This window comes from Paraburkholderia bryophila (assembly GCF_013409255.1).
Lineage (GTDB): Bacteria > Pseudomonadota > Gammaproteobacteria > Burkholderiales > Burkholderiaceae > Paraburkholderia.
Genome location: NZ_JACCAS010000002.1, coordinates 1,549,145 through 1,566,523 on the forward strand (window position 1 = coordinate 1,549,145; position 17,379 = coordinate 1,566,523).

Annotated in this window: 14 protein-coding genes; 5 read left to right on the forward strand and 9 right to left on the reverse strand. The window is 61.7% G+C overall.

What is annotated here, in order from left to right; genetic code table 11:
* Positions 1–22: 22 nt before the first annotated feature.
* Complete coding sequence (locus tag GGD40_RS28080; RefSeq protein WP_179745863.1) at positions 23–2,185, forward strand: phosphocholine-specific phospholipase C; 2,163 nt, start codon at positions 23–25, stop codon at positions 2,183–2,185.
* A gap of 84 nt (positions 2,186–2,269) precedes the next feature.
* On the opposite strand, the gene GGD40_RS28085 is transcribed toward GGD40_RS28080, so the two are convergent.
* Positions 2,270–2,785: a hypothetical protein gene (locus GGD40_RS28085; RefSeq protein WP_179711324.1), complete on the reverse strand. Its 516-nt coding sequence runs from the start codon at positions 2,783–2,785 to the stop codon at positions 2,270–2,272.
* Positions 2,782–5,181, reverse strand: coding sequence for a DUF6531 domain-containing protein (locus GGD40_RS28090; RefSeq protein WP_257030612.1), 2,400 nt, complete (start codon positions 5,179–5,181; stop codon positions 2,782–2,784). The genes GGD40_RS28085 and GGD40_RS28090 overlap by 4 nt, the downstream gene beginning before the upstream one ends.
* 411 nt (positions 5,182–5,592) lie before the next feature.
* Between GGD40_RS28090 and GGD40_RS28095 the strand changes: the two genes are divergently transcribed.
* Positions 5,593–5,862, forward strand: a complete 270-nt coding sequence (locus tag GGD40_RS28095; RefSeq protein WP_179711320.1) for a cupin domain-containing protein — start codon at positions 5,593–5,595, stop codon at positions 5,860–5,862.
* A gap of 91 nt (positions 5,863–5,953) precedes the next feature.
* Here the strand turns inward: GGD40_RS28095 and GGD40_RS28100 are convergent, their stop codons facing one another.
* Both GGD40_RS28100 and GGD40_RS28105 read right to left on the reverse strand, forming a co-directional pair.
* Positions 5,954–7,069, reverse strand: a complete 1,116-nt coding sequence (locus GGD40_RS28100) for a succinylglutamate desuccinylase/aspartoacylase family protein (protein WP_179745865.1) — start codon at positions 7,067–7,069, stop codon at positions 5,954–5,956.
* Between the two features lie 40 nt (positions 7,070–7,109).
* On the reverse strand, positions 7,110–7,877 hold the full coding sequence (locus tag GGD40_RS28105; RefSeq protein ID WP_179711318.1) for a transporter substrate-binding domain-containing protein: 768 nt from the start codon (positions 7,875–7,877) through the stop codon (positions 7,110–7,112).
* A 121-nt stretch (positions 7,878–7,998) separates the two neighbouring features.
* On the opposite strand from GGD40_RS28105, the gene GGD40_RS28110 reads away from it, so the two are divergent.
* Positions 7,999–8,919 carry a LysR substrate-binding domain-containing protein gene (locus GGD40_RS28110; RefSeq protein WP_179747081.1) on the forward strand — a complete coding sequence of 307 codons (921 nt, stop codon included), beginning with the start codon at positions 7,999–8,001 and terminating at the stop codon, positions 8,917–8,919.
* A 46-nt stretch (positions 8,920–8,965) separates the two neighbouring features.
* Here the strand turns inward: GGD40_RS28110 and lysA are convergent, their stop codons facing one another.
* Positions 8,966–10,243, reverse strand: coding sequence for a diaminopimelate decarboxylase (gene lysA, locus GGD40_RS28115; RefSeq protein WP_179745866.1), 1,278 nt, complete (start codon positions 10,241–10,243; stop codon positions 8,966–8,968).
* Between the two features lie 79 nt (positions 10,244–10,322).
* Between lysA and GGD40_RS28120 the strand changes: the two genes are divergently transcribed.
* Positions 10,323–11,252 carry a LysR family transcriptional regulator gene (locus GGD40_RS28120; RefSeq protein ID WP_179745867.1) on the forward strand — a complete coding sequence of 310 codons (930 nt, stop codon included), beginning with the start codon at positions 10,323–10,325 and terminating at the stop codon, positions 11,250–11,252.
* 264 nt (positions 11,253–11,516) lie between these two features.
* Positions 11,517–12,371 carry an oxidoreductase gene (locus GGD40_RS28125; RefSeq protein WP_134963798.1) on the forward strand — a complete coding sequence of 285 codons (855 nt, stop codon included), beginning with the start codon at positions 11,517–11,519 and terminating at the stop codon, positions 12,369–12,371.
* A 116-nt stretch (positions 12,372–12,487) separates the two neighbouring features.
* On the opposite strand, the gene GGD40_RS36700 is transcribed toward GGD40_RS28125, so the two are convergent.
* The 4 genes from GGD40_RS36700 to GGD40_RS28145 form a co-directional block, all read right to left on the reverse strand.
* Positions 12,488–12,898, reverse strand: a complete 411-nt coding sequence (locus GGD40_RS36700; RefSeq protein ID WP_218901333.1) for a rubredoxin — start codon at positions 12,896–12,898, stop codon at positions 12,488–12,490.
* A gap of 413 nt (positions 12,899–13,311) precedes the next feature.
* Complete coding sequence (locus GGD40_RS28135; protein WP_179745868.1) at positions 13,312–14,301, reverse strand: alpha/beta hydrolase; 990 nt, start codon at positions 14,299–14,301, stop codon at positions 13,312–13,314.
* Between the two features lie 159 nt (positions 14,302–14,460).
* Positions 14,461–15,705 (reverse strand): aromatic ring-hydroxylating oxygenase subunit alpha, encoded by a 1,245-nt coding sequence (locus GGD40_RS28140; RefSeq protein ID WP_179711310.1) that lies wholly within the window; start codon positions 15,703–15,705, stop codon positions 14,461–14,463.
* Positions 15,706–15,878: 173 nt separating this feature from the next.
* Positions 15,879–17,330 (reverse strand): glycosyltransferase family 2 protein, encoded by a 1,452-nt coding sequence (locus GGD40_RS28145; RefSeq protein WP_179745869.1) that lies wholly within the window; start codon positions 17,328–17,330, stop codon positions 15,879–15,881.
* Positions 17,331–17,379 lie beyond the last annotated feature (49 nt).

A 17,379-nucleotide genomic window follows, 5' to 3' on the forward strand; every position in this document is an offset into this window, starting at 1 on the left:
TCCCCGCAGAAGGTGATATTCGATGACATCAACTAGCCGTCGCCGTTTCCTGCAGACCGTCGCTTCATCCGCCGGCGCTGCTGCCGCGCTGACCGCGCTGCCCGAGTCGATTCGCAACGCCCTGGCCGTACCCGCGTTTTCGCGTACCGGTACGATCCGCGACGTCGAGCACATTGTCGTGTTCATGCAGGAGAACCGTTCGTTCGACCACTATTTCGGCCATTTGCGCGGCGTGCGTGGCTACAACGACCGCTTCCCGATTCCGCTGCCGGGCGGCAAACCGGTGTGGTATCAACCGTCGAAGGAAGACCCCACGCAACCGGTGCTGCCGTTCCATCTGAACACGGCGACCACCAGCGCGCAATGCGTCGGCGATCTCGATCACACCTGGTACAAGACTCACGCCGCGATCGACGGCGGCCGCTACGACCAGTGGCCGGCCAACAAGACCGATATGACGATGGGTTATCACCTGCGCAGCGACATTCCGTTTCACTACGCGCTGGCCGATGCCTTCACCATTTGCGACGCGTACTTCTGCTCGCTGCCGGGACCGACGCACCCGAACCGCGCGTATCTGATGAGCGGCATGGTCGACCCGAGCGGCACGCTGGGCGGCCCGCTGCTCGACAACAACGATTTCGTCGACGGCGACGGTCCGCCGAATTACCAGTTGCTGTCGTGGACCACGTATCCGGAGCGCCTGCAAGCCGCGGGGATTTCGTGGCAGGTGTATCAGCAAGGGCTGACCGGCGCCGACCCGTTGAACGGCAATTACGGCACCAACGTCCTGCAGAATTTCACGAACTTCATCAACGCGCAACCGGGTTCGCCATTGTTTGAGCGCGCGCAAACCGTGCGCACCATCGACGATCTGAAGGCCGATGTGATGGCGAACCAGTTGCCGCAAGTGTCGTGGTTGTGCCCGCCGGCCGCGTACTCCGAACACCCGAGCTATACGCCGGCCTATGGCGCCGAATACACGTCGCAGATTCTGGATGCGCTGACATCGAATCCCGAGGTGTGGAGCAAGACCGTGCTGTTCATCATGTACGACGAGAACGACGGCTTCTTCGATCACCTCGTGCCGCCGCAACCCGCGACGACGCCTGCGCAAGGGCAATCGACGGTCAGCACCGACGGCGAAATTCACAACGTGGTCAATCCGCAGCGCGGCGGCAGCTATACGGCGGATGGCTTGCCGTACGGCCTCGGCCCGCGTGTGCCGATGACGATCGTGTCGCCGTGGAGCAAGGGCGGGTTTGTGTGTTCGCAGGTGTTCGATCACACGTCCGTGATTCGCTTTATCGAGGCACGTTTTGGGGTGTACGAGCCGAATATCACGGCGTGGCGTCGTGCGGTGTGCGGCGATTTGACGACCGCGTTCGACTTCCGCACGCCGGATTCGAAAGTGCCGCCGTTACCGGATACGAGCAACTACAAGAGCGTTGCAGACAACCAGTGCGCGACGCAGCCGAAGCCGACGGTGCCCGCGACGCCGCGTGCAATCGATCCGCAGGAAAGCGGCATTCGTTTCGCGCGGGCATTGCCGTATGAGCTGCATGTGAATGGTCATGCGGACGTAAAGCAGAACACGTTCGAGATTTCGATCGGCAATACCGGCGACCAGGGCGCGCATTTCTATGTGTACGGGACGAATCGCACGGATGGTCCGTGGCGTTATACGGTTGAAGCGGGTAAGTCGCTGAAGGAGACCTTCGATCTGACGACGACGAGCGGTGTGTACGCGTTCGAAGTGTTCGGGCCGAATGGTTTTGTGCGCAAGTTTGCGGGGAATACGCAGTTGACGGTCGCGCAAACGTCGGCGGCTTCGCAGGTGGCGGGCTGGGGTGGGCATGAGAAGCCCGCGCATCCTGAGGTAAAAGTGCAGTACGACGTGGCCAATGGGAATGTGTTCTTGAAGTTCAGTAACAGCGGGGGTGGGTTTGCGCGGTTGACGGTGACGGATAACGCGTATGGTGCGCGGACGCGTCCGGTGTTCGTGCCGGCTGGCGCGCATATCGAAGAGGCGTGGGTGCTGGCTTCGAGTCATCACTGGTATGACCTGACGGTGACGAGTAATGACGACGCCAGTTTTTCGCGTCGTCTGGCAGGGCATGTTGAGAATGGGCGGCCGAGTATTAGCGATCCGGCGGCAGTGGCGCCAGTTTTGGTAGGGATTTGAGGGGGTTCGGTCTAGCTTGTGTCGGTAGCAGGTGAGGAAAAAGGCGCGGATTGTTCGCGTCTTTCTCCTTGTGCTTTCCGGCGGCTACGGTCCGACCCGGAAGCGCTCCGGCGGTTTCATGAAATACGGGTAGAACTTCCGGGCGCACTCCATTATGTCTGGCGGCCCATAGAACACGCCGGTGCCCCATGATCGATCACCGAAGGCGATCCAATCGCCTGTCATGGGCATCACGACGTAGTACTCGGAATTGACTCCGAGCGCGTCGGCAAGACTGTCCCCGGGATCCTTCAGCAAGAACTCAAAGAACTCGTCGTCGGTGTGCTCCGCTCGATGAATGAACCCAGGGTACTTTCCAAAATGAAAATGAAAATAGCTGAACGGGTCAGGCTTCAAGACCAGCGTGGCAAAGTCATGTGATCCATCGACGGTAAGTAGATGCCGGATGAGCTCGTAGAACTTCTGCGTCTGTAGGTCGATCGAGTCGAAATAGAGCAGGTCTGTGAGGGGTATGCAACGAAGCATGTGGAAACCTGCTGTGGCGCGTTCCCAAAGCGGCATGAACTCTGAATGCTCGTGGATGAAGTCGATTTTGGTCATTTCGGCAGTCGAATTTTGAGGGTAGGACGCTGCGCGCCAAGAGGGACAAAATCGGCGGTCGGCGATCCCGCATTCGACTCGTCACGAACGGTGTACCTTGCACCTTCTTTTGTGAAGATGTCGGCTTTGCCGTCTTTGCTAAGAGACTGTATCCAACCGTCATTACGTAAATTGGCCTCAAACTCGGCCTTACCCACGTCCGTCTGGATATTTCGTGTACTTCGTCCCACCGTAATATCAGTGTATTCCGACGTAATCCTACCCGGCGGAATCCCATCAACTTCCGTCTCCGCAGCGGGCTTGCACAACGCCTTGATGCGCTCCCAGTTCTCCGCCGCCTTCCTTGCACCCTGCCCGATCCCATATCTAACCGCCGGGTTCTGCGCGAGCCGCCAGACAAACGCAATCCCCCGCGCCGCCCCGTCGATCAGTCCCGCTGAGAAATGGCAATCGCCGCAAACCGTCCCCGTCCCGGCAAAACCTCCAGCCCGCAGCATCTGCCGCACGCCCTGTAGATTCGCAGGCGGCCCAACCGGCGAATCGCCATAGTTGTAGTTATCGATCCACTGGTCAGTCTCATCGCTACTGATCGGAAGATCCGTACCGTCATTCAGATCGAGAACGCTGCCATTCCTTGCGACGGTCCCAACTCGCGAAACAACCTGACCATCCGGCGAGTAATTCCATCGGACCTTGAATACCCGTCGAACACCGCCATTCGCCGCACTCGCGTACTCACTGAACTTGAAGAGATCAATGCGACCGCGCCAGTCGTAATGCAGATAGAAATCACCTGTCGGGTTGTAGCCATTCAGAACGCGGTGCGCAGCATCCCGCATGATCATCTCGGTCGCGTCCGGAATCCTCTGCTGGATCACGATCGCAAACACGTTCCCGGTCGCATCGCGCGTGACTTTCCACTGTCCCGCAACCTTGCCGTCCGCCAGTTGCTGGACAAACGCGAGCCGACTGGTCGCGTCGTACGTCATGCCGTAGGCCATCGTCACGCCGTCAGACTTCGGCGCGTCGAATGCGCTTGCGCCGGTCAAGTCGCGCGTCGGCGTTTCGGCGATGCCGGTGGTGTTGCCGTTAGCGTCGTAGACGAACGACTGGAGCAAACCAGGCGAGGCGATCATCGACGGACGCAGGCTCGTCCCGTCCGCATAGCGCATCGTGCTTATGCTGGTGCCGGACGCATTTTTTACCGTCGCCCGAACGGGCCGCCCCACATCGTCGTAGCTGTATTCGGTGGCGCCGCCGCTCGCGTCCGAGTCCTTCAGCAGATTGCCGGACGCGTCCCATGTGGAAGCGGTGTTACCCGCGGTCGACGAACTCCCCGTCGGCCGCAACATGCCGCCAATCGATGAGAGATTCAACGTCGTAGCGCGTCGGCTATCGGTGATAACCGTCGAGCCGGCGTTATAGGCAAACTGCACATTGCGCGACGTGTCGGGATGGCTGACCGCCACGGCCCGCCCTTGCGCGTCATAACTCCACGACGCAACGCGATTTCCCGATTCGTCGATCTCTCCGGTCAGCGCGTTTTTAAAACGGGGGTCGTCGTAGACATAGCGATGCACGTACCCATCGAGCCACGTGACGGAAACAAGATTGCTGTTCGCGTCGTACCCGTATTGGGTCATTCCACCCAGCGGACCATTCAGACGTGACAGACGCCGCTTGTCGTCGTAGTCCAGGCGAAGCGTGATGTCCTGTTTCGCGTCCGTGCCAATGGCATGCTGCGTGATCGTAGTCAGCAAGCCGGACGCGTCGTAGGCGAGCGTCCGGACGAATCCCGTCTTCGTGCGGTCGGACTGCAGGACGCCTTGCGCCGAATACGATTCGACGGTCTCCGTGCGAAGGTCGGTTAGCGTCCAGCCCGATCCATTCTGTGCAAGCGCGAGCCCCGTGAAGCCGGCCGAACGCCAACTGCCACTCGCCCATTTGAACGTGACCGGTTCGCCGTTCTCACGATAAGCAAGCACCGCCGACGAACTGCCGCTATTCGCATTGGTCAGTCCAAGGCTGCGTTGCCAACTGTGAAACCACACCGGCCCCATCGCCGCAGACGAAGCGCTCAACGACTTCGAGCGATAAGTCCGCGTGAACTGCATCGGCAGATCGTCACCGCTGACGAAATCGGCCTCTGTTAGCGTAACGGCGCCATTGCCCGGATACACCGGATCAGCAATCGGACAACTTGCCTCCGGCTCGTTTGCCTTCGGCGCCGCGCACCATTGATCAATCAGTGCAAAGTCGTTGATGCACGCATAGTTGCCCATTCCGCCGGGCGTATTGCCCACTACATCGAGACGACACGTCTTCGATCCCGGCGTTGCACCGGACTGCGCGTAAAGCGTGAGACAGTCTGTCGCATTCACGCCGAATGCGATCAACAGCAACGCGAACATGGCGAAAACGCGCGCCAGGTTTCCCGTCATTCCGAAAACGGGTTCTCATTTTTCATACGTCCCCCTTCTTTTTCATGCGTCGTTAGAAATCCGTAACGACCAGACGCTGAATCAGGGAGATAAAACTCAGAATAAGAGAATTCGGAAAAACGAAAATTTGAAGCGCATCTTTACGAATGTGCGGAAATAACAGGCAGCAATCGGAAGGAGCCGCGCGCGATGCCATCTATTCCTACACGGCACGCGCAGACGTCGACATTAAGCCGAAGAAAAATCGAAACGGTCAACGCTAGCGATCGAGACGCGCCGCGAATGCGGCGCCGACGACGGCACGCCCTGCAGAAAACCCCGCCCAGCGTTAAAGTAAATCCCCCACCCCACAGCGAGAAAATCACCATGGACCGCGAAGCATTCACTGAAAGCCTGACGAAAGACGGTTTCCCAGAAGCCGTGGTGACCAGGAAGGAACCCAACGTCACGATGGCCGTCCACACGCATCCCTTCGAGGCCAAAGCCTTGATCCTCGAAGGCGAGCTGCACATCGTCTGCGGCGACGAAGAACGGTTGTACCAGGTCGGCGACGTCTTCCACCTGGCGGCGAACAAACCGCATTCGGAGCGCTATGGTCCGAATGGCGTGACGTATCTGGTGGGAAGAAAAGAATAGAGAACAGCAGACAGGCAACGACGGGCGAGGCGATTCCGGTTTCAATCTCAAACATCGAAACACGCCACGCCCGCAGAGAGAAAACGTAGATTCAAGCGCCCAACAACACCCCAGTCCTGAACGGCCGCGTCCCCGTCACGCGTCCCAACGGCGCACCCGTCGTCACGAACCGAATCGCCCGGCGCATATAAAACACGCCTTCGGTATTGCTCGAAATCGTGGTGGTTTCATCCGTCAACGGATCGACGATATCGAACAACGCCTGCCCAACGCGAATCGTCTCGCCGATCTTCGCGCGATGAATCAGAATCCCGCTGACCGGCGCATAAAACTGCTCACTGCCCGCGAGCGGCGTCGCCGGCGACAGCAACGCGGGCATCGGTTTCACTTCACGCCGAATCGCCTTACGCCACGCCAGGTAATCGACAATCGCATCCGCGTCCTCTTGTGCCACTTCGTAGGACACATCGCGCTGACCGCGGCATTCCACGGTGACCGCAATCGCACCGTTCCGCACTGGTTTATCCGCCGGCATGTCCTGCTGCAGTTTCCACCACAACAGGCTATGTGTCTCGTCGAACGACTCGCCGCCTGAGTTCGTCGCAAGCAACGACGCCTGCGCGCCAAGATACCGCGACAAAGGTTCGAACTCCGGCCACGCTGCCTCGCTGGTGTAGAGATGCATCGCCGCTTCCAGCGAGCAATGCAGATCGATCACCACGTCCGCATCGTACGAAAGCTTCAGCGACGCCAATTGCAGCGACTCGAACTCGGTCAACGGTTTCTGCTCGGCCAGTTCCTCGGCAATCAGCTTCCGCACGAGCCGCACGTTTTCCGCGGCGTCGGAACCCAACACCTCTTTGGCCCGCGCGTTCAACTTCGTGAACTGCAGGAAATGGCGATTGAAGTTCTTCCCGCTGCCCAGATCGAAACGTCCAAGAAACTGTCCGAGCACGTACTGCCCGAGCCCCACCGGATTCGCTACCGGCACGAGCACGATTTCCGCATCCAGCGCGCCCTGCTGTTCCAGTTCGAGCAAGCGGCGCTTCAGCAACACCGTTGTCAACATCGCGGGGGTTTCGTCGGCATGCAGCGACGACTGGATATAAATTTTTTGCCCACGATCCGTCGGGCCAAAATGAAACGACACCAGTTCGCGGTGCGTGCCGATAGCCGGCGAGAGAAGCGGAATCGATTGCCTGTTCATGAACGGAAAGCCTGATGCGAAAGTGGAGGAAGTAAAAGAATCAATTGCCGTACGGATCGAAGTCGAAGTACTTCTTCGCGATCTGCGCGTACGTGCCGTCCTTGAGCATGGAGGCAATCGCCCCGTTGATCGATGCCTGCAACGCCGTCTCGTCCTTGCGCAAGCCGATGCCCACACCATGATCGCCCATGGAAAGCGGCTCGCCGACAAACGCAAAGCCCTTGCCCGCCGGCGTGCGCAGGAAGCCGTAATCCGCTTCAACGGTGCCGAGCAGCGCGCCGTCAAGCCGCCCGTTCTCGAGGTCGGCGAATACTTCGTCCTGGCTCTTGTACGCGACCACGTGCACGCCGTTCGGCGCCCAGTTCTTTAACGCGTACGACTCGAACTGCGTGCCCGACTGCACGCCGATCTGCTTGCCTGACAACGCGTTCATGCCGCCCGCGAGCGGCGAACCTTGCCGTGCGATCAGCCGCGATTTGAATTGAAACAGCTTCGACGAAAACAGAATCTGCTGCTCGCGCTTCTCCGTGATCGCCATCGACGACATGACGGCGTCGATCTTGCGCGCCTGCAGTGCCGGAATCATCCCCGAGAATTCGAGCTCCACCCATTGGCAGCGCGCGTGAATGCGCTTGCAGATTTCGTTGCCAAGATCGACGTCGAAGCCTTTGACGCTGCCGTCGGGCGCCTTGGAGTCCATCGGCGGATAGGTTGGGTCGATGCCGAGGCGCAAGGTCTGGGGCTCAGCGGCGAACGCTCCACTGCTCAAAGTCAGCGCGGCGCTCAGGATCATCAGCAGAATTTTCATGGGAGGCGGAGTGTGGGGTGGGCGGAGAACGACAGCCCTATCCTATGCCGCTCTTGCGCCTCAAAGAAGTCCCATTCGGACTATCATGATCACTTTTACCGATCACCGGACCTCAACCGCCATGGCGTTGACGATTTCCCAGTTGCGCGCGTTCACCGCGGTGGCCGAGCATGGCAGCATCCGCGCGGCGTCGCGGGCGCTCGGCATCGCGCAGAGCGGCATCACGCAGCAGTTGCAGAACCTCGAATCGGTCCTCGGCGCGACCCTGTTGACCCGCACGAATCGCGGTATTGCGCTGACCGCGCTCGGTCAGCGCTTGCTACAGCGGGCCGGCACGATCATCGGCGAATGCGAGCGCGCCGAGCAGGAGGTGCAGCAATTGCGCGGCGATTACGTCGGCGAAGTAACGTTCGGCATGACCACGGAGCCGCTCGTCGACGCGCTCGCGCCGGTGTTGACGCAATTTCGCATGCGCTTCGAGCGGGTCGCGGTGCATCTGCGCACCGGCACCTCGCGAATGATGATTTCGATGATTCGTGAAGGCACGCTGGACTTCGCGGTCGCGCTGGTGTCGAAGCAAACCGATACCGCCGATCTGTCGGTCATGCCGCTTTATCCGTCCGATCCGGTGGTGGTGTGCCGCCAAGGGCATCCGAAAGCGGGCGCGACGTCCTTGGCCGAACTCGTCGATTGCACGTGGGTGGCCACGCGTTCGCCGAATCTCACGGACGATCCGCAGGTCAGCCGTCTGCACCATCTGCTCGATAGTCACGGCTTGCCGCCGCCGAAGATCATCGCGACGATAGAAGGTCTGTACGAGACCTTGCATCTGGTCGGCGCGACGGATTGCCTGTCGCTGGAAGCGTCGGCCGTGGCAACGCGCGGGCCGTTCGCCAGCACGCTCACCGTCATTCCGTTGCGCGAGCGGGCGGTGGATCAAAACGTCTGCCTGCTACAGCGCGCGGCGATTCCGCTCACGCCCGCCGCGCAGGAACTCGCGACGATGATCGCGTCGTACACGCGCACTGTGCGGGCGCGTTGATCGTGCGTTTGGTGTAGCGCGGCGCGTCGGCAGTCGCGCTCGAATCTCAATCGATCGATTCGAGCGCGAGCAATTCGTCGATGGTTTGGCGCCGCCGGATCACTCGCGGTTGGCCGTTTTCCAGCAGCACTTCGGGCGCAAGCGGCCGGCTGTTGTAGTTCGATGACATCGCCGCGCCGTACGCACCCGCATCGTGAAATACGACGAAGTCGCCTATCTCCGGCGTGGGCATCGTCCGGTTCAGGACCACGCCGCCTTCCGCCTGCGTGAAGACATCGCCGGCTTCGCAGAGCGGGCCGGCTACGGCGAACGCGTCCAGCGCTGCACTGCTCGGCGTACCGTTGCGTTTCAGCACGGTCATCTCATGATGACTGCCGTAAAGCGACGGGCGCATCAGATCGTTGAATCCGGCGTCGACCAAAGCGAACTGCCGTGACGGCCGTCGATTCAACGCATGCACCTCGGCAACCAGCACGCCCGCTTCAGCGACCAGGAAACGTCCCGGTTCGATTTCGAGTCTCACGCGATGCCCGACATGCGCTTCGATCTGCCGACGCGCCGCGTCCCACAGCCGGAAATAATGCTCGACGTCGATACGCGCGTCGCCGGTCTTGTACGGCACCGACAAACCACCGCCGGCCGAGATTGCTTCGATATCGTGGCCTTGAAGGCCTTTGACCGCCTCGATCATCGCGTCGCAGACCCGCGACAGATGCCCATAGTCGACGCCCGAGCCGATATGCATGTGCAGCCCAACCAGCTTCAATCGATAACGACGCACGATTTCCAGCGCCTTCGGCACGTCATCGAGCCAGATGCCGTGCTTGCTGTGTTCGCCGCCCGTGTTGGTCTTGTTGCTATGCCCGTGGCCGAAACCGGGGTTGATCCGCAGCCACACGCGATGACCTTCGGGCGCATGTCGGCCGACGCGTTCGAGCATATCGAGCGATCCCGCGTTGACCGTGATGCGATGCTCGACCACGGTGGCGAGCGTCGCGTGATCGATCAGATCCGCCGTAAAAACCACGCCTTCAGGATCGCCGTCCGGCGTGAATCCCGCGGCAAGACTGCGCGCGATTTCACCGTGTGACACTGCGTCGACCCTCACGCCAGCATCGCGCATCAGTTTCAGAATGTGCAGGTTCGAACACGCTTTCTGCGCGTAGCGAATCACGTCGAAACTGCGCAGCTCGGCGATTCGTTGACGGATCACGTCGGCGTCATAGACCCACAGCGGCGTGCCATGCTGCTGGGCAAGTTCGACAAGTTGTAGCGGATTGAATGGCGTCACGGTTTGCGGCTCCCGATGTTCAAGCGTTGGCATGCATGACATGATGCGGAGAAATCGGCATTCAGTAAAATACCTGTTCTTCAACGATCCATTCACTCCTGATATACCCATCATGGCGCTCACCCACCGGCACATCGAAGTCTTTCGCGCGCTGATGACGGCGGGCAGCGTTACCCGCGCCGCCGAGATGCTCTTCACCTCGCAGCCCACGGTGAGCCGCGAACTCGCGCGCATGGAGCAGAGCATCGGCTTCGCGTTGTTCGAACGCGTGCATGGGCGGCTGCGTCCCACGTTGTCCGCGTTGACGCTCTTCGACGAAATCAAGCGCGCGTATGTCGGCCTTGAACGGGTGGCCTCCACGGCGGCGAGCTTGCGTGAATTCCAGGGCGGGCAGCTTTCCCTCATCGCGTTGCCCGCGTTTTCACATTCGATCCTGCCGGGCGCGTCGAAACGCTTTCACGGCGCGCAGCCTGACGCGAGTCTGTCGATCGCCACGCAGGAATCGCCCTTTCTCGAAGAATGGCTCACGGCGCAGCGCTATGACCTCGGCCTCACCGAGCACGGCGCGCCGCCGGCCGGCACCCGCCTGACACCGTTGCTCGAAGTGGATGAAGTCTGCGTGCTGCCCGACGGGCATCCGCTGCTGGCCAAGCGGGTGATCGCATTGAAGGACTTCGCGAACCAGCCGTTCATCAGCCTGTCGTCGAGCGATCCTTACCGGATTCAGATCGACGAAGCCTTCGCTCACGCCGATATCGCGCGTCGTCAGATCGTCGAAACGCCCACCGCCGTTTCCGTGTGCGGTTTCGTGCGGCAAGGGCTCGGCGTGGCGATCGTCAATCCGCTGACCGCGCTCGACTTCGTGGGCAGGCAGTTGCATATCCGCCCGCTTGCTGTGTCGCTACCGTTTCGCGTGAGTGTGATTCATCCGGAGCATCGGCCAGGTCATCCGCTCGCCGCCGCGTTCGTTGAAGCGCTGCAAAGCGAGGCTGCCGCGCTGCGGCTACAATTGAAAAGTCACACCGGACGCAAGCAGCCATAACGCCGTTGTCCGATCAGCGACGCATACGAGACAAACCGCCTTGACCGTCCCTTGCGGCCGGCAAAGCGCGTTAGGTCCCTTCTCAGCACACGGCCGTTCGCATCGCGCGAACCCACGCCGATCCACCCGGCAATCAGACCGGGCACGCTTCACGCTAAGCACCGTAGCAAACCGATTGCGGACGTGACCCGCGCACTGATTGCGCATTCGCGCCGTATGAAGTGTTCCTATGTATGTCGTAGACCATCAACCGGAGTTTCCCAAATGATGAATCGAGACAATCCCGTCTGGCTGATCACAGGCTGTTCGACCGGCTTCGGCCGTGAACTCGCGAAGCTGGTGCTGGAGCGCGGCTGGCGCGCGGTGGTGACCGCGCGCGACGCGTCGAAAGTGAAAGATATCGCCGAAGCGCACGGCGACCGCGCGCTAGTGTTGCCGCTCGACGTGACGAACCTCGCGCAGGTCGAGGACGTGGTCAAGCAGGCGAAGCAGCGTTTCGGCCGCATCGACGCGCTCGTCAATAACGCGGGCTACGGCTATCTGGCCGCGGTGGAAGAAGGCGAAGACGCCGAAGTCCGCGCGATGTTCGAGACCAACGTGTTCGGTCTGGTCGACATGACGAAAGCGGTGCTGCCGATCATGCGCGAGCAGCGCGGCGGGCTGATCGTCAATGTGTCGTCGATTGGCGGCCTGACGAGTTTCGCAGCGACCGGTTATTACCACGCCACCAAGTACGCGGTGGAAGGTTTGTCGGAGTCGCTGGCGGCGGAGGTGAAGCCGCTCGGCATCGACGTGCTGATCGTCGAACCGGGACCGTTCCGCACGAACTGGGCGGGACCGTCGATCAAACAGTCCGCCACGCTGATCGACGACTATGCGAGTACGGCCGGCGAGCGCCGCAAGCAGACCGAAGCGCGCAGCGGCAAACAGGCGGGCGATCCGGTGCGCGCGGCGCAGGCGATTATCGACGCCGCGCTGTCGGATACGCCGCCATTGCGTCTGCTGCTCGGCAAGATGGCGCTCGAACTGGCGCGCAAGAAGCTCGACTTCATGCGCGGCGATTTCGACGCGTGGGAAGCGGCAACCGTAGGTGCGGATTATCCGGAAGGGGCGGGTTAAGGGCAGGGGATGGCCCGGCGTGTTTTGCCGGGCCGAGGGATTGCTGTGGTGTTGCCGCGGCGTCGCTGTAGTCGATCAGCGATCAGCCGATCAACGTGTCAGCCGGTCGACCGAACTCAAAACTCGACCAGCGCGAAATCTTCCTTGCCCACGTCGCATAACGGGCAACGCCAATCCGCCGGCACGTCCGCCCAACGCGTGCCCGGCGCGATGTTTTCTTCCGGCAGGCCAGCGGCTTCGTCGTAGATCCAGCCGCAGATCACGCAGACCCACTGCTTGAAGTCATCCACCGCGGCTGGCGCGTCGGCTACCGGCACGTCCGCCGCTTGCGCATCCGGCGACGCGTCGAGACTCACCACCAACGGCGCGGCAGTCCCGCCGCTTGTCCCGGCGAGACGCGCCTGCAGGCTTTCCAGCAGCCGCTGCGCCTCAGCCTGCGTCAAATCGACCCAGTACGGATCGCCGGCGCCGTCGTTGAGCCGCTCGGGGGAAAACTGGATTTCTACGGCTACGCCCTTCTTGTACATGGCAAATCGGAATATCGAGGAAGCCGGCAGCACGTCCCGCAAGAAGACTTCTCGGGGAGTACACCGGCATAGGTCGGAAGCGTCGAGCTAAACGTCGCGGCGGGGTCAGAAGTACTGGTTCAGCACGATGGCGGCAATCAGGCCGGCACCGCCGATGAGGCCCAGCAATTGCAGCAGAGTGAGGGATTTACGCGATGCAGTAGGGATTTGTTGCGAAGTCACGGGCTGGGTCTTCAAAGTCGGAAAAAGCGAAATGGTACACGGGTCCGCGACCGGCACATGCCGTTTAGCGCAAACCCGCGTGCATTCGTTGCCATATCAAATGCCATTATCGCCGCTCGACGGCCGCTCATTACCTACCGAGCGGAGATGGACAAATTCCCCGCGCGGCGCAAAGGCAACGGCGAAACCCGCTACGAAACCACAGCCTCGCTGGCGCGCTCCGACACCACGGCCACGATCTCGGCCACTGCCGCGGGTTCGAGCGTGAGACCGATATGCCCGACGCCTGGCACGATCGTGACCGGCACCACCCGCCCCGCATCGACGAATTCACCGGCGTAGGCTTCGGCATAGAACGCTTCGTCATTTGCGCCGACTAGCACTTCGAGCGGTCGCCGCGTCGCGCGAATATTGGCGCGGTAGTGATCGTGTGGGCGGAAATTCTGCATCAGGTTGTACGAGTACTGCGGCGTGAGTTTCGCCGCCGCGAGCGGCGCCAGAGCGAAGGCCACGGTGTGCAGATGATTGAACACCGTGATACGCAGCTTGTTGAGCAGAACCAGCACGATAGTCCGCGGCATCCCCACGCTCACCCAACCGCCGCCGCCGGGCACCGTGCTCGGCGCGTTATGGTGAAGCAACGGCGCAAGCAGCACATAGCGCTCGAAGGCCAGTTGCCGCGCATCGCCCGCATAACGCAGCACGAACCCGCCGCCCGCCGAAAAACCGGCCAGCGTGCGCGGCCCACGCGGCTGCACTTCGTCGAGAAAATCGCTGAGGTCGTCTTCGAGCTGGCCGATATACGCGATCGTGCCTTTCCTGCCCGATTCGCCATGGCCGCGCACGTCGGGCACATAAACGTCGTAAGCGGCCGCGGCAAGCGCCTTGGCCAGCGTATGCATGCTCACACCACTCGCCGACGAGCCGTGAATCAGCACCACGCTGCCGCGCGCCTTCGCGACGCGGCTCGGATAAAGCCGATAGGCGAGCGCGGTGTTATCGCGTGCGGTGAAACGTTCAAGAGGGGGTAAATCGGAAGTATCGATCGACTTGAAAGGCTCGTTGATCGAATCAAGCGGCGGCGGCGGTTTGGGACCGCCCTTCACAAGCGCCCACGCCACGACAGCGAGGCCCACCAGGAACACGACAACCGGCATAACCGTATGCAGTTCGGTACTCATCGAATGAGCCTCTCAGGCGATTATTTATGTTTGTAGCTTTCCCGATCGATGAACCCGCGCCCCGCGCATGTGTGTTGTGCCGCCCCGCCGCCCGGCTCGCCGCTCATCGTCGCGGATGATTGTACGGTCCCAGGCGGCGCGAAAAAACTCAAATATCTGTTATTCGGTCGCGGCCCGATCCGGCCGGCCGTGACGCGAATCCCAGAAGCGAATCACGGATGTGTCGCCCGTGCCGACGCCCACCACCTGATCCGGCGCACCGCTCTCGCGCAGCAACGCGCGCAGTTCGTTGATCACCGGAAACACCTCGTGATTCCAGTCCGAGCCCTGCGAATCGTGTGCGCGCTGTTCGGCTTCGACGATCTCGCGGTCTTCCTTGAAGATGCGTTCGGTGAACCACACGAGCAGCGGCCACGCCAGATTCAGCACGCCGGGAATGCCCGGTTTGCGAATCGACAGCAGGCCGAACGTGCGGTTGGTGCGCTGCTCGCGATCGAGCGGCACATAGATGATCCACAGATCCATGACCAGCGTGTTCTCCGACGTGCGGATCTGCAGTGTCTGATACGGATACTGCGTGCGGATCGTCATCACGTCTTTGTCGTTGTCGCCGCCGGTCTTGCGGCTCTGGCCGAACACGATCGCTTCGCCGATCGGCTGCTGGCCCGCCATGCGCGCGAACGTGTAATCGACCTCGACCCAGCCGTCGCCGCGCCGACGGCCCAGCGAGCGTGCTCGCATCTGGCCCATCTGCCGGCGGTGCAGAAACTGATGGTTCATGTCCATCAGGTTCTCGTGCATGAACGAGTAATGGCAATTCACCGGACGGCCGAAACGGCGCGTCTTGTACTTCGGGTCCGAGACCGAGCCGAGCGGCGGCAACGACCGTTCGTCGGCCAGCGCGGGATCGCCCGGAAACACGAAGATCAGGCCTTCCACTTCACGGCACGGATAAGCGCGCACGCCATTGGGCAAACGATCCTTGCCGAGATACGGCACGTCGATGCACTTGCCCGAGCAGTCGTAGGTCCAGCCGTGGTAACCGCAGCGAATCGATTCGCCCTCCACCACGCCCTGATGCAACGGCACCTGCCGATGCGCACAACGGTCTTCCAGCGCGAACGCCTTGCCGCTCTCCGTACGAGCCAGCACGATCGGCTCGCCCGCGAACGTCACACCGTGCGTCTTGCCGCGCTTCACTTCATGCGACCAGGCGAGCGGATACCAGTAGTCAGGGTGAATACCGACGCGGCGCAGATCGCGCACCGGCGCGTTAGTCGCGGCCTGGTCCGGCGTATGCGCGTCAGCGGACGCATGAGCGTTTTTCGACGATGCGTCATGAACCGACGGCGTATCGAGGGTTGCTTCGACGGTGTCTTGTTCGAGCGGGGGAACAGCATGCATAGGTGGGGCCTCCGTGCACGAGCGGATAGAAGGTAGCCGCCTTATTACCAGCGCGGCATCGCCCGTCAGTCTACTCGAAGCGGGCCCCGCCCGGGATCCCTTGACGCACCCTGGGCCGGCCCGGCGGGCCGTCCAGCGATGCGAGCGCTCCTTGGCGCGCCAAAAAAACGTCGCTAGCTTTCGTCGTGCGCGACCAGCCCGGAGCGCCGTTGCACGCCCCATGACCTTCCACCGCGCAGGAAATGCAGCCAGCCGAGCGCTGCGCCCACATGCCGCACCAACTGGAACGTGAACGGCTCGACCACGGCCGCCAGCATCGCCATGCCCAGGCTGGAGCCGGAAAACTTACCGGTCCAGCGGCGGTAGAGATGAATACTCCACAGATAGAACGCGAGGTCGATCGCCGTCTTGATGCCGATCACGCTGAAGATCGAGATGACGATCGCCCCATGCCCGCCGACTAGAAACGCGAGCAGCAAGCCGAACGCCGTCAGCCCGTAGATCGGCTGCATCGTGTCGATTGCCTTGACCGGCAGCATCAGCATGCCGAGCGTGCCGTAACGCGGATTGCCGGTCATGTCGCGGTTCCAGTACTGCGTTTGCAGAAAGCCCGCGAACCAGCGGCGGCGTTGCCGCAGAAAACTGCCGAGGTTGTCCGGCGCGTCGGTGCGCGCATGCGCTTCGCCGACCACCCGCACGTCCCATCCGAGGCCGTGATCGACCGAATAGCGGCGCAGCCGGTGAATCAGTTCGTAGTCTTCGACCAGACACTGCGGGTCGAAGCCGCCCACGTCGACCAGTGCGTCGCGTCTGAACGAGGCGAACGCCCCCGAGATCAGCAGCAGACTATCGGCGCGCATCCACGCAAAACGGGCGATGAAGTTGCGCATGTACTCGTAGGTCTGGAACCACTGGAACACGCGGCCCGACACCGTCTTACCGCAAACCGGCACCAGAATGCCGGCGGCGGCGACCAGCTTCGGCTCATTCGCGAACGCGGCGCGCATGGCGTAGGTGGCGTCGTCGTCGAGCAGCGTGTCGGCGTCGACGGTCATGACTGTTTCCGTGGTCATCAGCGTGATCGCGGCGTTCAGCGCGCGCGCCTTGCCCCCATGCGGCACGCGCAGCCAGAAGAGGTTCGGATAAAGCGAACTCGGTGCGCTCAGCACACCGTCGGCGGCTGCCGTCAGACCGAAGCGTTCGATCAGCAGCTCACGGGTGTGATCGGTGGAGCCGTCGTCGGCAATCACGATCTGCGCCGGACCGTGCGTCTGCCGCAGCAAAGCGGCCAGCGTCACCGGCAGCACGCTCGCCTCGTTATGCGACGCGACGATCACGCCCATGGCCGGCAGGTTGCGCTGGTCGTAGTCGGGTTCGAGCGGCGACGTGCGTCGCATCAGCGGCAACGACTTCCACGTGACGAACGCGAGCAGCAACGTGTCGTACAGCACGTAGGCGATACCGGTCGACCACGCCAATGCGCCTTTGAGAAAGAAGGCGCGCGCGAACAGCAGCACCCACAAGGCAAGCACGCTGAAATGAATCAGCGAGCTCAACGGCGTCGTGCGACGCGGCAGGATGCGTGGCGACGCGAGGGCGAGCGCCTGTTCCAGGGTTTTCTTCAAAGTGACGACGAATTATTCGAGGCTGCGGTTAAAGGACTCAACGAAGCGC

Bases quoted from the DNA above. Each gene is read 5' to 3' on its own strand.
- GGD40_RS28080 (WP_179745863.1), top strand. From the start codon at position 23: ATGACATCAACTAGCCGTCGCCGTTTCCTGCAGACCGTCGCTTCATCC.
- GGD40_RS28085 (WP_179711324.1), bottom strand. From the start codon at position 2,785: ATGACCAAAATCGACTTCATCCACGAGCATTCAGAGTTCATGCCGCTT.
- GGD40_RS28095 (WP_179711320.1), top strand. From the start codon at position 5,593: ATGGACCGCGAAGCATTCACTGAAAGCCTGACGAAAGACGGTTTCCCA.
- GGD40_RS28100 (WP_179745865.1), bottom strand. From the start codon at position 7,069: ATGAACAGGCAATCGATTCCGCTTCTCTCGCCGGCTATCGGCACGCAC.
- GGD40_RS28105 (WP_179711318.1), bottom strand. From the start codon at position 7,877: ATGAAAATTCTGCTGATGATCCTGAGCGCCGCGCTGACTTTGAGCAGT.
- GGD40_RS28110 (WP_179747081.1), top strand. From the start codon at position 7,999: ATGGCGTTGACGATTTCCCAGTTGCGCGCGTTCACCGCGGTGGCCGAG.
- lysA (WP_179745866.1), bottom strand. From the start codon at position 10,243: ATGCCAACGCTTGAACATCGGGAGCCGCAAACCGTGACGCCATTCAAT.
- GGD40_RS28120 (WP_179745867.1), top strand. From the start codon at position 10,323: ATGGCGCTCACCCACCGGCACATCGAAGTCTTTCGCGCGCTGATGACG.
- GGD40_RS28125 (WP_134963798.1), top strand. From the start codon at position 11,517: ATGATGAATCGAGACAATCCCGTCTGGCTGATCACAGGCTGTTCGACC.
- GGD40_RS36700 (WP_218901333.1), bottom strand. From the start codon at position 12,898: ATGTACAAGAAGGGCGTAGCCGTAGAAATCCAGTTTTCCCCCGAGCGG.
- GGD40_RS28135 (WP_179745868.1), bottom strand. From the start codon at position 14,301: ATGAGTACCGAACTGCATACGGTTATGCCGGTTGTCGTGTTCCTGGTG.
- GGD40_RS28140 (WP_179711310.1), bottom strand. From the start codon at position 15,705: ATGCATGCTGTTCCCCCGCTCGAACAAGACACCGTCGAAGCAACCCTC.